The following is a 12,645-nucleotide window of genomic DNA, read 5'->3' on the forward strand; positions in this document are numbered from 1 at the left end:
CGTATGCCTCACCGGTGTAACGCGCGGTAAAGAAGAATCAGGACGATGCATCGCGCGGCGACATGCTTTGGCGGTAGCCTGTGAGCCATTGACCGTATGCCGACCGTCCCGCGATTCACTCATGCGGAATACCCAAACGCCGCTTCATGTAATGCTGGTCAACGATGACGCGCAATCGGCCGCGTCGATGCGTGCATTTCTTCATCGGCACGGCATCGAGTTGACCGTGGCGACGCAGGGCAATGGCGTGGAGAAGCGCATCGAGAGCGAGCACCCTGAACTTGTCGTGCTCGATCTGACGATGCCAGTGATCGACACGCTTGCCGCTCTGCGGGCGCTGCGCGGACTGGGCGCCCACGTGCCCCTCATTGTGTTGACGGCTCACCCGCGAGATATCGATCGCGCGCTTGAACTCGGCCTCGGCGCCGACGATTACCTGAGCAAACCTTTCAGCGCGCAGCAGCTTCACGCCCGCATCATCGCGCTGATGCACGGCCCGCGCGCCACTGCGCGCCGCGTCGACCCCTTTCATTTCGGTCCGTTTACGCTGGATCTCTCAACCCGCACCTTGCTGCGTGACCAGACGCCGCTCAAGATATGCGGCAGCGAATACGCGTTGCTCGTCATATTCACGCAGTATCCGATGCAGGCGCTTTCGCGTGCCCGGCTTGTGGAGTTGCTGCACGGGCCTCGCGCAACGGTGACGGAACGCGGCATGGACGTGCCGGTCTGGCGGCTGCGCCGCCTGCTGGAGGAGAATCCCGCCGTCCCGCGTCGCATTCAAACGCTTCGCGGCATAGGCTACATGTTCGTGCCGGACGAGGGCCACTGGATGTGAACGCGCTGCGCCGTATTTATCCTCACTCCGCCCAACAAAGCTCGCCGTCTTCGAGCGCGGGCATATCGACAGGCTCGATCACCTCATACAGGCAGTCTCCCCGTTGCGTCTTGCTCATCGAGCGTACGCAGATCACGGTTCCCGTCGTGGAGAAGAAGACGGGCGTCGCTGCACGCAACGGCGTCTCGACATCGTGCATATAACCGGCCAGCTCCCCTTCCTCGACTTGTTCGCCCAGACGAACCTTCGGTTCGAACACGCCGCGCTCGGGCGAGAGGACGAACGACCTGCCACCGGCACTTTTGAAAAGGCGCATCGGTTGCGCGGCGGCTTGCGGAGTCACGCTGATGATCCCGGTCCGATGCAATACGCGCCGCACACCCGCCTCCGCGAACGCCAGGATGTCAGGCGTTATCCGCGCTGCGCCGCCGAGTTCGGCCGTCAGCACCACCGTACCGGCCCGATCCGCCGCCGAATGAAAGGTGCGCTCCGCGCCCTGGCTGCCGCCGTAGCTGATGATGCAATGGGGCGCCGCGAATGCCTGCGCCAGCGCGAAGGTCTTCGCCACATGCGACGGGCTACCGAAGTCGCGAATGATGGAGCACGGCAGATACTCGAGCGAACGCCCGCCCGAATGCAGATCGATTGCAACATCGGCCATCGGCAGGAGAACCGATTCGACATAGTGCGCGATCATCGCCGTGGGTCCGCCGTTTCGATCGCCGGGGAAGCTCCGATTGAGATTGCCGCCATCGATGGGCGACGTGCGCGTTCCCGCTGCGGCCGCGGGCAGATTCGCGGCGGGCAGTATGATCAGCCGCCCGTTGACATCGCCGGCATTGAGTTCGAGCGCGAGGCGCGACAGCGTCACCTGCCCTTCGTATTCGTCGCCGTGATTGCCGCCCAACATGAGGACCGTCGGCCCCGGTCCGCCGCGGATGCAAACGACAGGAATCTGGATGCGCCCGTAGGCGGACAGATCGTTCGAATCGGGCACGCTCAGGTAACCGTGCTGCTTGCCCGGAGTTGCAAAGTCGATATTGGTCGTCAGCCTGCTTGCGTTGGCTTCGGTGAGCTTGTCCACGGCGATCTTTCCCTCATCCATTCATGTTCAATACTTCGGAAGGCGTGCCGGTGCGCGCTACCCGCCCCAGTTCGATCAAGGCTACCCGGTCAGCCACTTCGGCAGCGAAGCGCATCTCGTGCGTGATCACCACCATCGTCATCCCTTCCCGCGCGAGCATGCGCATCACCTTCAGCACTTCCGAGGCCATGCGCGGATCGAGCGCCGACGTCGGTTCATCGAAGAGCATCAGTTGCGGTTCCATCGCAAGCGCTCGTGCAATCGCGACGCGCTGCTGCTGACCGCCGGACAGACTGGATGGGTAAGCATTCGCCTTGCCGGCCATTTCGACGCGCTCCAGCATGTGCATCGCTCGCTCGCGCGATTCCTTCCAGCTTTTCTTCAGCGCGAAACGCAGTCCGGATGCGGCGTTATCGAGGACGTTCAAATGCGGGAAGAGGTTGTAGTTCTGGAACACCACGCCGATCCGGGTACGCATTTCCGCCAATTGCCTGTCCGACGCCTCACGATAACAATGCTTCTCGCGTACGAATCCCACCGGCGTCCCCGCGACGGTCAGCTCGCCGGAGTCGATCTGCTCGAGACCATTGATGCAGCGCAGGAAGGTGGTCTTGCCGCAACCCGATGCGCCGATCAACACCACGACTTCCGACTGTCGGACGGTGAGAGAAAAATCGGCAAGGACGGCAGCGTCACCGAATCGCTTGGTTACGTTGCGCGCACAGACGATATCAACGGGCGCACTCATGCGAGTTCCTCCACGACAGCGCTCCTGACCGGCGCCGCCCCGCTGGAGCGCTGGTAACGGGAAGCCCATCGCTCGACCGCCGCCTGAGCGAGCATCAGCGCGGAGACCATGAACAGGTACCACGCGCTCACCACGAGCAGCAGTTCGATGATGAGAAAGTTGTCGGAGTAGATTTCCTGCGCGTGGGTCATGATGTCGCCTCCGCCGATGACCGCGACGAGCGACGTGTCCTTCATCAGCGCGACCACTCTCGTCATGCCCGAAGGCAGCATCACGCGCAGCGCCTGCGGCATCACGATCTTGAAGAGGATCGTCCGGCTGCGTATGCCGAGGCTCTGCGCGGCTTCGACCTGCCCGCGATCGACGGAGATGATGCCGGAGCGGATGATCTCCGAGAAATAGGCCGCTTCATGCAGCCCGAGTCCGATCATCGACGCAGTCATCGCCGTGATGATCGCGTTCGTCTGTCCTTCCCAGATCGTGCCGAGGAACGGCAACTCCAGATGGATGTGCGGAAAGACGATCGCGAGGTTGTACCAGAAGATCAGCTGGACGAGACCGGGCACGCTGAGAAACGCCCACGTGTAGGTGGCGCTCAGCGTGCGCGCCACCCCGATCCTCGATAACCTTGCGCACGCCAGCAGCAGTCCGCACAACACGCCGATCACCAGTCCGGCAACGGTCAGTACGAGCGTGATTTTCACGCCCGCGAGAATCCGCGGATCGAGCAGAAAGCGCGGGACGGCCGCGAAGTTGATCGCGCGGGTGTGCGCGACATCGAGCGCGAGTGTGGCCAGGATCGTGACGATGGCAATCGATACGATCCAAGCGCCCGTGCGCCTGCGCTTCCGGTATGGCAGCGCGCTGCCGGAGGTAGTGACGGCGGCGCCGAGCGGCGTGGCCGCGCCTTTCATGATGGGGTTGACCGGCATGCGTGTGCCTCACTGGCCGTCGTTGATGGTGAAGTCGGAAATCTTCTCCGCGCTGACATTCCATTTGTCGAAGATCCGCTCATAAGTCCCGTCGGCTTTCAACGATTGCAGCGCGGCCTGGATGGCCTTGGCAAGTTCGAGATTGCCCTTCTTCACGGCGATCCCGACCTTGCCGGATTCACCGACCATCGCAGGTTTGCCATCGACGCTGACCACTTCCAGCCGTCCTTCCGATTGATCGACCTCGTACACGCCGAGCGCAAAATCGCGCACTTCCGCCGCGCTGCGTCCCGACTTCAGGTCCAGACTGACCTGTGCCTGGCTGGGAAACCTCGAGATCGCGATCGGCTGCTTGCCGTCGGCGGCGCACTTCGAACTCTGCTGTTCGAGAATGGTCGATTGCATGCTGCCTTGCTGGGTCGCGACGGGAAGGCCGCACAGATCGCCGAGACTCCGGATATGCCGCGGATTGCCTTTTTGCACGATGATCGACGTGAACGCCTGCGCATAGTCGACGAAGTCCACCTGCTTGCGCCGCGCCTCGGTATCCGACATGTCCGAGAGCGCCATGTCGAAACGGCCCGACAGCAGCCCGGGGATGATGCCTTCAAACGGCACGTTCGAGAACGACGCCTTGACGCCGAGCTTGTCGGCCAGCGCTTTCCCGAGATCGATTTCGGCGCCCATCATCTGACCGTCCTTGTCGAATTCGAGCGGCGGAAAGCCGATGTAGCTGGCGATGCGCAACACCCCTGCCGATTTGATGACAGCCGGCGTCTGAATCGGGGATTGTGCGTTGACGATCCATGGCGTGCCGAGCGCGAGCAGCGTCAGGATCCATGACAACCACTTTCTGAGCGTTCCGGTCGAGCGATCGAGGTTCACGTTGCATCTCCTGATTCTTTGAATGGTCATGCGTTTGGTGCAGCCAGCGGCGCGCCTGCTGCGACGGGTTCGCGCGCCGAACTGGCCGTCGCGATCATCACGACGGTCGCTCCGTGCGGCAGCGTGCCGTTCGCTTTCAGAATGCGGATGGCGCCGAGCGCCGAGGCCGAGCTGAGTTCAAGATCGAAGCCGTGGCGCGCTGCGTCGCTCTGTGCCACAGCTGCAAGCGTGTCGTCGACGCAGACCGCCGACCCGCGGCTCGCCGTCACGGCTCTGACGGCCTGATCGGTCGTCGTATCGCCGGCGATGGAAAACTGCTGCGTGTCGCCCGAAAAAAGATCCGTCGACTTTGCCTGACCTTGCAGGACTCGCGACAGGCGCGGGAATGGCTCGACCGCATGCAGCCTCGGCACCTTGTCGATCATCCCGGCGCGCTTCAGTTCGTCGAAGCCTTCGCCGATGCCCCATAGCAGATCTCCCCGCGCACACGGCACGACGACATCATCGACGGCCCCGGCCTGCTGGAAGATTTCGTAGGCGACCGTCTTGTAGCCCTGCACGCCATAGGGATTGCTCCCGACCGCGGGCAAGGCGAAGTTGGTGATCGGATACCAGCCTTCCGACACCATCCCGGCCATCACCTTCCAGCGATCCAGATGCGTGCGGCACACGACGATCTCCGCATTCATCCGTTCGAGCAGACTTCGATACGCATCCGAGATCGATGCCGTCACCAGCACGCGGCACTTCACACTGGCAGCCGACGCGTACGCGGCGAGGGAAATCGCTGCGTTGCCGGAGCTGGCGCAGACCACGCCGGCGGCACCGGTTTCGATCGCACGGGCCAATGCCAGCGGCGTCATCCGGTCTTTATGGCTGCCGGTAGGGTTCGCCGACTCGCGCTTGAAGATCAGCCTGTCGAGACCCATCGCATCTGCAATCGCGGGCACATCGACGGCCGGCGTTCCGCCTTCGCCGAGCGACGGAAAGTCGAGGTAGGGCAACCAGGCACCGTACGATCGCATCGGTCCGACGCATGGCGGCAACGACAACTCGCTCGGTCTGTATTCGGCGGCGACCGAGGTCGGCTCGCCGCGGCTTCTCGACGCCGGATCGCCTTCGAACCAGTCTCCCACGCCGAAATGCGATTGACCGTCGAGACTTCTGAATCCAATCAACAAAGGGTTGCGGACAACGTTGTTCATGAATATCCCTGGTTCATGCGAGAACGACTCGCGTTTTACAAGGCAAAGCGAATCCAGTCCGCGAGCGTGATCCGCTGCGACTCGATCGATAACCTCAGGTCTTGCTTGCACAGTGCTGCCGGACTGGGTGGGCGTTGCGCGATTGGCGGCGCCGCGGTCCGGAGATTCGAAGAGCGATGACTCGATGCCGGCGGCTTCATGAGCCCGGTTCATCTTGTTCAAAAGTGTCGAGCCGGCAATAATATCTGTCAAATATCAAATTGCATGTAGTTGATTCAATCGAGATATCAACGCAGCGAGGTGAAAGCATGGATATGCGGCAGATCGAGTTGTTTCGGGCGGTAATGCTGCACAACGGCATCAACCGGGCCGCAGCGGCTTTGGGTGTGGCACAACCGAACATCAGCCGGGCCATCGCCGCGCTGGAGAAAGACGTCGGGTTCCAGCTATTCAATCGTGAGAAGCAGCGCGTGACACCCACCGACGAAGGGCTGTCGTTCTTCCGCGAAGTGCAGCACAGCTTCGCCGGACTGGACCGGCTCGGTCAGGCTGCGCGGGACATCAAGGAATTCGGTAACGGGCGACTGCGAGTGGCCAGCCTGATGGCGCTCTCGTTCGATTTCGCTCCACGAGCAATGCGTCGCTTCCTCGACCAGTTTCCGGAGGCAACGATTTCATTTCAGTCGAGGCCGAGCAGTCAGGTCTGGGAGTACACGGCGGGCGGATTATGCGAACTCGGATTCGCCGGTCCCAAGGAAGGATTCGCCGGTATCACTACCCATACATTCATGGCGAACAGTGCAGTTGCCGTTCTGCCTAAAGGTCATCGGCTTGCGCGCAAGCATTCGCTTCGGCAAGAAGACTTCGAAGGCGAGCGATTCATCTCGCTGGCGCTCGAAGATCCGACGCGGCATGTAGTGGACCTTGCCTTCTCCGAACGCAATGTGAAACGCAATCTCGTCGCGGAATCGCAATCGGCCAGCGTGCTATGCGCGATGGTTGCGAACGGAATCGGTGTGTCCATTACCGACCCGCTAATGTTTCTCGAAGGCCGCTTCAAGAACATCGTTTTCCGGCCGCTCGAGTTTTCCATCCGGAACGCCATCGAGCTTCTCATTCCGGCATCACGCAAGCCATCCCGATTGGGCGCCGGTTTCATCAAGGCGATGGAGGAGGAAAAGCTGGCGACGTTCGACGCGTTGCGCAAAGCCGGTTTGATCGAGCAGGACTATCGGTGATGTACTCATGTTCGCGTAAGCGCTTCTATTCAAAACCTGACCTTCGTTGTACCCTTGTCACCCTCTCCGCGGGCCAGAGCGATACAGACAATTCAAATGGACATCAACCGCCTGGACCTCAATCTCCTCAAGATTTTCGACGCTGTTTATCGCCTGCGAAACCTGTCGGAAGTCGCCAAGGAAGTCCATCTCAGTCAGCCGGCGGTGAGTCACGCGCTCGGGCGGCTGCGCGAGGCAATCGGCGACCGCTTGTTCATCAGAACGTCCGCCGGACTCGAACCGACGGCCCGCTGCGAGCGCCTTGCGGAACCCATACGTTCCGCGCTCGCCACCATTCAGGATTCGCTGCTGGACTCGATCGAATTCCTGCCGGAAGAATGCACGCGCGAGTTCCGCCTGCTACTGTCGGATGTGGGCGAGATCCTGTTCATTCCTCGCCTGCTCAGCCGCCTCAACGAGATTGCGCCAAAGGTGAAACTCGCGATTTTCCAGGCGCCGCGTTCGAGCTATGAACAGATGCTGGTGGGACGCGAAGTGGATCTCGTGGTGGGTCACCTGAACATGACCCGGCAGACCATTCGGCATGCCCATGTGTTTCGCGACCAATGCGTGGTCGTGACGCGCAAGCGGGATCGTGCTGACAGCGCCTCCAATGCGCTGACACTCGACGAATTCCAGTCGGGTTCGCATGTCGCCATCAAACAACTGGACGACCCGGTCGAGTCCGCGTTCGAGGATCTCAACATCCGGCGCACGGTGGTCATGCGCATGCCGAACTATTTCGCCTTGCCAAGCGTCATCGCGCAGTCTGATCTGCTTACCACCGTGCCCTCACGCGTCGCCGCGCACTTTCAGCGCAGCATGTCGCTCGACGTATACGACGTGCCCTTCCCCTGCCCGTTCTTCGATGTCCGCATGTACTGGCATACGCGCTTCGACACCGATCCCGCTCACGCATGGCTGCGCGAGACCTTTCTTTCCCTGTTCAAGTCAGACGAGCAATCGGTCGCGGCGCTGACGGCGCGATGATGGTTACCCGAAGGCGATCGTCATAGTCCGCCACGCACATCCATCAGGCAGCCCGTCACATAAGAAGCAGCGGGCGACGCCAGCCACACCACCGCTTCCGCGACTTCGTCCGCCGTTCCCATGCGTCCCAGCGGAATCGTGCTCGCAAAGCGAGCCAGCGAATCGGCCGTGCGCTGCTGGTGCAGCTCCGTGTCGATGACGCCGGGCCGTACCGCGTTGACGCGAATGCCTTCCTGCGCCAGTTCCTTCGACAAGCCGATGGTCATCGTATCCATCGCGCCCTTGGTCGCCGCGTAGTGGACCCATACGTTGGGCGCACCCAGCACCGACGCACCCGAAGACATGTTGACGATGACGCCGCCCGCGCCGCCTCGCGCCGTCGACATGCGTCGCACCGCCTCGCGCGTGGCGATGAATGCGCCGATCACGTTGACGCTGAACACCTTCGCCAGGTTGTCGCTATCGAGATCGGCCACGCGGGACGTGCCGCCCGTGATGCCCGCGTTGTTCACCAGCACGCCGATGCGGCCCAGTTCGTCGATCTGCCGGAACGCGTCGAGCAGCGCGTGCTCGTCGCCCATGTCCGCGCGGATCGCCCACGCCTTGCCCGCGTTTGTTTCGATCTCGTCGACGACACCCTGCGCAGCAAGCGCGTCGTTCTTAAAGAGAATCACCACGGGATGCGTCATCGCGGCGCGACGCGCAATGGCCGCGCCAATGCCGCGGCTGCCGCCCGTGATCACGAACAGTGGTTTATCGCTCATCCAGCTTCCTTTTCCAGTCTGATCGAGGTCTAGTAAGCGCCGTCGTTCGCATGCGACGCGCTCTTCGCGACAAGAGCCGCGTTCCTGAAACTGCGCGCAAGCTCGGTTGCCGCACGCACCAGCAAGGTCGTATCGACACCGACGGCCACGAACTGCGCGCCAGCCTCCAGATAGTCATGCGCGAGCTTGCGATCCGTCACGAGGACACCCGCCGCCTTGCCTGCGCTTCGCACCACCGCGATGCCCTCGATGATCGCCGCTCGCACATCGGGATGATTGGCCTGGCCGCGCAAACCCATGTCCGCGGACAAGTCAGATGGGCCGAAGAACACGCCGTCGACGCCCTCGGTCGATGCGATCTCGTGCAGGTTGCTCATGGCTTGCCGCGTCTCGGCCTGAACCAGCAGCGCAACCTCGCCGTTGGCCTGATTCAGATAGTCGTCGATCTGGTTCCAGCGCGACGCTCGCGCCAGCGCTGCCCCAAGCCCCCGTATGCCCTCGGGCGGATAGCGCATGGCCTGCACCATCAGGCGTGCTTCTTCGGCGGTGTTGATCATTGGAATGAGCAGCGTCTGCGCGCCGATGTCCAGGTATTGCTTGACGAGCGACACATCGGCACGCACCGGACGTACAACTGCGTGCGACGAATACGGCTCGATCGCACGAAGTTGGTCCAGCGTCGTCCGTACATCGTTGGGCGCGTGCTCGTTGTCGAGCAGGAGCCAGTCGAAGCCCGTTCCGGCGAGCAGCTCGGCGGCATTGGCGTCGGCGAGTCCCACCCACAGCCCGATCTGCCGCTCTCCCGCGTGCAGCGCCCGTCGAAATGAATTTTCGCGAATCTGCATCTAGAGTCCTCAATGGAAGCGGAACGAGATCGCGCCGAGCGGACCGTAGTCGACATGGAAGCTGTCGCCGAATGCCGCGAAGCACGGTCGCGTGAACGAACCCGCCAGCACGATGTCGCCCGCCTCGATCTGTTCGTCGTAGGGCGCGATCTTGTTCGCGAGCCATGCCACGCCGTTTGCCGGATGATTCAGCACGCCGGCCGCGAGCCCGGTTTCTTCGATGACGCCGTTCTTGTAGAGCATCGCGCCGATCCAGCGAAGATCCACTTCCAGCGGGTTCATCGGACGTCCGCCGAGAACGATGCCGGCGTTCGCCGCGAAGTCGCTGATGGTGTCGCAGACCCGGCGCATCGCGCCCGTTTCGCTGTCGCGCTGTTCGATGCGCGCATCGATGATCTCGATGGCCGGGACCACATAGCTCGCCGCGGACAGTACGTCGAACATCGTGATACCCGGGCCCTTGAGCGGACGGTTCATGACGAAGGCCAGCTCCACTTCGACGCGTGGCGCGATGAAGCGATCGAACGGGATATCGCCGCCGCCCTCGAAGAACATGTCGTCCATCAGGGGCGCGAAATCAGGCTCGGTAATCTGGCTTGCCTGCTGCATCGCGCGCGACGTCAAGCCAATCTTTCGTCCCTTGATCTTGCGGCCGTCCGCGACTTCGAGCGCGACCCACGCACGCTGGATCGCATAGCCGTCGTCGACGGTCATCTGCGGATACTGTTTCGTGAAATGCGGCAACTGGACGCGCGTCCTGCGCGCCTCATACAACTGGCGGGCGAGTTGCGCGATGGTGTCTTGCGGAAGCATGAATCGACCTTTTCGTTTTGGCTGTCGGATGGAGGTTGCATGGGACCGTCATGAATCAGCCGGCCATGCGCGGACCGACATAACCCGTCTGCCCGGCTTCCGACCCGAGGTTCAGAATGGGGCCGTCCATGCGCTCCTGCCAGATCAGCGATTCCATACCGATGTGCAGCGGATGATCCTGGATCGTGAGAATGAAGGTGGCCTCTTCATCGTAGTAGTGCGCATGCTCCGACCACGACGGTCCCGAGAGCAGCAGGTCGCCCGCCTTCCATGGAATCTCGACGCCATCGACGATGCTTCTTCCGTGCCCCGTGAAGTGATAGTTGATCGCGACCGAACTGTGCTTATGACCACGTCCGACCTTGCGTGCCGGCTTTCCCACGGGATGCGAGAAGATCGTGGCGAAGAACGAGTGAGTCGTTCCGTTGCGACGTTCCGTTGCCGGGTTATAGAGAAGAATGATGTTGCGCTTCGCGTCGCCGTTCTCCATCGTCAGCATGTCGGCGACGGCTTCCCACGGCCACACCAGCGGCCGGTTGCGCACCACTTCGATATCCGTCAGGAATTCATAACCGCGCAGCCGCGCGCCTGCGTCGGAGATCTGCCGGTCAGGCGCGTTGTTGCGGTTATAGCTGTGGTCGAGTCCGGTCGCGGAGATCTCGACGTTGCGTTCGGTGACCGAATCAGCATAGTTGATCCAGTGCACGGCCAGCTTGCGCAACAAGGGCGCGTTGGAATACGTGAGACGCACCCAAGGCTCGTCGCCGGTGTTCTTGTGCGAATACGCCTGCATCGAAGGGATGGTGAGCGTTCCCCACTTGCTCAACTGGTGCGCTTCCGTCCCGACTTTGACGCTGCCCGAGCCACGGATGCAGAACTCGATCTGATTCGAATTGCGCATCAGCGCACGCGTCTCTTCGCCTGGATTGACGACGCTGATGGTGACGTCGATGCCGGGCGCGAAGCCCATCGAGCCATCCGTGCACGACGGATGAACGATCAACGCCGCACGCCGGCCGTCCTCGGGCAGCGGCATCTCGCTCAGTCGGCTGATCTCGCGCTCGATCTCCTCGCGCGGGACGAGCAGCGGTTGCCAGGGTGTGATGGGCGCCGGTGCGGCTGCGCTGCCGTCCAGCATCGTGAATGTGGGTTCGCTCATGGTGTCCTCCGATATGCCTGAACTTGTAGTGAGGGGGGAGCCGGTCAGTTCCTGGACCAGCGGATCGGCGCAGGACCGCTGAGCGGCAGACGGATCTCCGCGCCGTGTCCCGTCACCGCGCGCTCATAGGCGAGCTTGGCGACAGCCAGATCCGATATGCCCATGCCCATGGCCTTGAAGAGCGTGATATCGCCTTCACGCTTCCTGTCGAGGCCGTGTCGAATGACGTCGGGCAAGGTCTGAACGTGTGCCCAGCCTTCATTCGCCGAGCCGAAGAAGTCGATGAATTCGCGGGACGCCTTTTGCGTGTTGACGAGGTTGTCGACCACGATCGCGCCGGCGCGCTCGAACACGTCGGGAAAGAACTCCGCGTTGTGCGGCAGGATCGCGCCAACCGCATTCAGGTGCGCATTGGGCGCAAGCAACCGCGCGTCGAAGAAAGGCTGCGTCGCCCGCGTGACGAGTGTCACGATTTCGGCGCCATCGACTGCATCTTCGAGCGAGGTTGCCTCGACGACCTGCACCGAGCCTAGACTGGTTGCCACCTTCTCGAAGAACGCGTGACGCTTCTCGGCGGTAGGACTCCAGATGCGCAAACGCTTGAGCGGCCGAACCGCGTTGACGGCAAAAATCTGCGCGAGTGCCTGACGCCCGCTGCCGATGATCGCCATGTCGCTCGCGTGCCTGTCGGCCATCCAGCGCGTGCCGACAGCGGTCATCGCGGAGGTCCGGATCTGGCCGAGCGTGTTTGCTTCGAGCATGGCAAGCAGCCGGCCATTCTCGGTGCTGAACAGCGAGAACACCGCTTTCGCGCCGGCGTTGGTATGCACCCATGTCTTGAAGCCGCACACGCCCTCGCGCAGCGACGCGGAGCCGAGCGCATGCATGGAGCCGCCATCGCCGATATCGCCGATTGCCTTGGGAACGTTGAACGCCGTGTCGTTGGCGATCTCGCCGAGGCTGTTCTCCAGCGCATCGATGGCGTCGTCGAGCGGCACCAGCTTCGATACATCGGATTCAGTTATCCAGATTGCTTCTTGTGTCATCAGTTATCCTGCCAAATGTGAATGGAGTGTAGGGCGATCGTGGTCGCTGCCGGCTACAT

At 62.2% G+C, this 12,645-nt stretch carries 13 protein-coding genes; 3 read left to right on the top strand and 10 right to left on the bottom strand.

All coding sequences use genetic code 11. From position 1 onward, the window contains the following. Positions 1-151: 151 nt before the first annotated feature. Positions 152-838 carry a response regulator gene (locus tag QCE62_RS34255; RefSeq protein WP_309927765.1) on the top strand — a complete coding sequence of 229 codons (687 nt, stop codon included), beginning with the start codon at positions 152-154 and terminating at the stop codon, positions 836-838. Positions 839-860: 22 nt separating this feature from the next. On the opposite strand, the gene QCE62_RS34260 is transcribed toward QCE62_RS34255, so the two are convergent. The 5 genes from QCE62_RS34260 to QCE62_RS34280 are packed head-to-tail and all read right to left on the bottom strand — an operon-like array spanning position 861 to position 5,905. Next, on the bottom strand, positions 861-1,922 hold the full coding sequence (locus QCE62_RS34260; protein WP_309927766.1) for a succinylglutamate desuccinylase/aspartoacylase family protein: 1,062 nt from the start codon (positions 1,920-1,922) through the stop codon (positions 861-863). A gap of 13 nt (positions 1,923-1,935) precedes the next feature. Then, positions 1,936-2,739, bottom strand: coding sequence for an amino acid ABC transporter ATP-binding protein (locus tag QCE62_RS34265; RefSeq protein ID WP_309927767.1), 804 nt, complete (start codon positions 2,737-2,739; stop codon positions 1,936-1,938). Then, entirely contained in the window at positions 2,667-3,602 is a 936-nt protein-coding gene (locus tag QCE62_RS34270) for an amino acid ABC transporter permease (protein ID WP_309927769.1), read from the bottom strand. The genes QCE62_RS34265 and QCE62_RS34270 overlap by 73 nt, the downstream gene beginning before the upstream one ends. Before the next feature lie 9 nt (positions 3,603-3,611). Further along, entirely contained in the window at positions 3,612-4,487 is an 876-nt protein-coding gene (locus tag QCE62_RS34275) for an ABC transporter substrate-binding protein (protein WP_309927770.1), read from the bottom strand. 26 nt (positions 4,488-4,513) lie between these two features. Then, a complete protein-coding gene (locus tag QCE62_RS34280) occupies positions 4,514-5,905 on the bottom strand; it encodes a pyridoxal-phosphate dependent enzyme (RefSeq protein WP_309927818.1) in 1,392 nt (463 codons plus the stop codon). 95 nt (positions 5,906-6,000) lie between these two features. Here QCE62_RS34280 and QCE62_RS34285 point away from each other — a divergent pair, with 95 nt between their 5' ends. Together QCE62_RS34285 and QCE62_RS34290 are read left to right on the top strand one after the other, a co-directional pair. Continuing rightward, positions 6,001-6,930, top strand: coding sequence for a LysR substrate-binding domain-containing protein (locus tag QCE62_RS34285; RefSeq protein WP_309927772.1), 930 nt, complete (start codon positions 6,001-6,003; stop codon positions 6,928-6,930). A gap of 96 nt (positions 6,931-7,026) precedes the next feature. Continuing rightward, complete coding sequence (locus tag QCE62_RS34290) at positions 7,027-7,959, top strand: LysR family transcriptional regulator (RefSeq protein ID WP_309927774.1); 933 nt, start codon at positions 7,027-7,029, stop codon at positions 7,957-7,959. A gap of 20 nt (positions 7,960-7,979) precedes the next feature. Here the strand turns inward: QCE62_RS34290 and QCE62_RS34295 are convergent, their stop codons facing one another. Genes QCE62_RS34295 through QCE62_RS34315 form a run of 5 tightly spaced genes read right to left on the bottom strand, consistent with a single transcriptional unit; the run spans position 7,980 to position 12,586 of the window. Then, positions 7,980-8,723 (bottom strand): SDR family oxidoreductase, encoded by a 744-nt coding sequence (locus QCE62_RS34295; protein WP_309927775.1) that lies wholly within the window; start codon positions 8,721-8,723, stop codon positions 7,980-7,982. Between the two features lie 29 nt (positions 8,724-8,752). Next, a complete protein-coding gene (hpaI, locus tag QCE62_RS34300) occupies positions 8,753-9,568 on the bottom strand; it encodes a 4-hydroxy-2-oxoheptanedioate aldolase (RefSeq protein ID WP_309927776.1) in 816 nt (271 codons plus the stop codon). 9 nt (positions 9,569-9,577) lie between these two features. Then, positions 9,578-10,381, bottom strand: coding sequence for a 2-oxo-hept-4-ene-1,7-dioate hydratase (hpaH, locus tag QCE62_RS34305; protein WP_309927778.1), 804 nt, complete (start codon positions 10,379-10,381; stop codon positions 9,578-9,580). A 55-nt stretch (positions 10,382-10,436) separates the two neighbouring features. Then, positions 10,437-11,540 carry a hypothetical protein gene (locus tag QCE62_RS34310; protein ID WP_309927781.1) on the bottom strand — a complete coding sequence of 368 codons (1,104 nt, stop codon included), beginning with the start codon at positions 11,538-11,540 and terminating at the stop codon, positions 10,437-10,439. A 44-nt stretch (positions 11,541-11,584) separates the two neighbouring features. After that, positions 11,585-12,586 carry an ornithine cyclodeaminase family protein gene (locus QCE62_RS34315; protein ID WP_309927782.1) on the bottom strand — a complete coding sequence of 334 codons (1,002 nt, stop codon included), beginning with the start codon at positions 12,584-12,586 and terminating at the stop codon, positions 11,585-11,587. Between the last annotated feature and the right edge of the window lie 59 nt (positions 12,587-12,645).

Source organism: Caballeronia sp. LZ033 (assembly GCF_031451265.1).
GTDB lineage: Bacteria > Pseudomonadota > Gammaproteobacteria > Burkholderiales > Burkholderiaceae > Caballeronia.

Excerpts from the sequence above, each read along its gene's own strand:
- hpaI (WP_309927776.1), bottom strand. The coding sequence starts at position 9,568 with ATGCAGATTCGCGAAAATTCATTTCGACGGGCGCTGCACGCGGGAGAG.
- QCE62_RS34280 (WP_309927818.1), bottom strand. The coding sequence starts at position 5,905 with ATGAACCGGGCTCATGAAGCCGCCGGCATCGAGTCATCGCTCTTCGAA.
- QCE62_RS34285 (WP_309927772.1), top strand. The coding sequence starts at position 6,001 with ATGGATATGCGGCAGATCGAGTTGTTTCGGGCGGTAATGCTGCACAAC.
- hpaH (WP_309927778.1), bottom strand. The coding sequence starts at position 10,381 with ATGCTTCCGCAAGACACCATCGCGCAACTCGCCCGCCAGTTGTATGAG.
- QCE62_RS34290 (WP_309927774.1), top strand. The coding sequence starts at position 7,027 with ATGGACATCAACCGCCTGGACCTCAATCTCCTCAAGATTTTCGACGCT.
- QCE62_RS34255 (WP_309927765.1), top strand. The coding sequence starts at position 152 with ATGCTGGTCAACGATGACGCGCAATCGGCCGCGTCGATGCGTGCATTT.
- QCE62_RS34310 (WP_309927781.1), bottom strand. The coding sequence starts at position 11,540 with ATGAGCGAACCCACATTCACGATGCTGGACGGCAGCGCAGCCGCACCG.
- QCE62_RS34265 (WP_309927767.1), bottom strand. The coding sequence starts at position 2,739 with ATGGGCTTCCCGTTACCAGCGCTCCAGCGGGGCGGCGCCGGTCAGGAG.
- QCE62_RS34270 (WP_309927769.1), bottom strand. The coding sequence starts at position 3,602 with ATGCCGGTCAACCCCATCATGAAAGGCGCGGCCACGCCGCTCGGCGCC.
- QCE62_RS34315 (WP_309927782.1), bottom strand. The coding sequence starts at position 12,586 with ATGACACAAGAAGCAATCTGGATAACTGAATCCGATGTATCGAAGCTG.
- QCE62_RS34295 (WP_309927775.1), bottom strand. The coding sequence starts at position 8,723 with ATGAGCGATAAACCACTGTTCGTGATCACGGGCGGCAGCCGCGGCATT.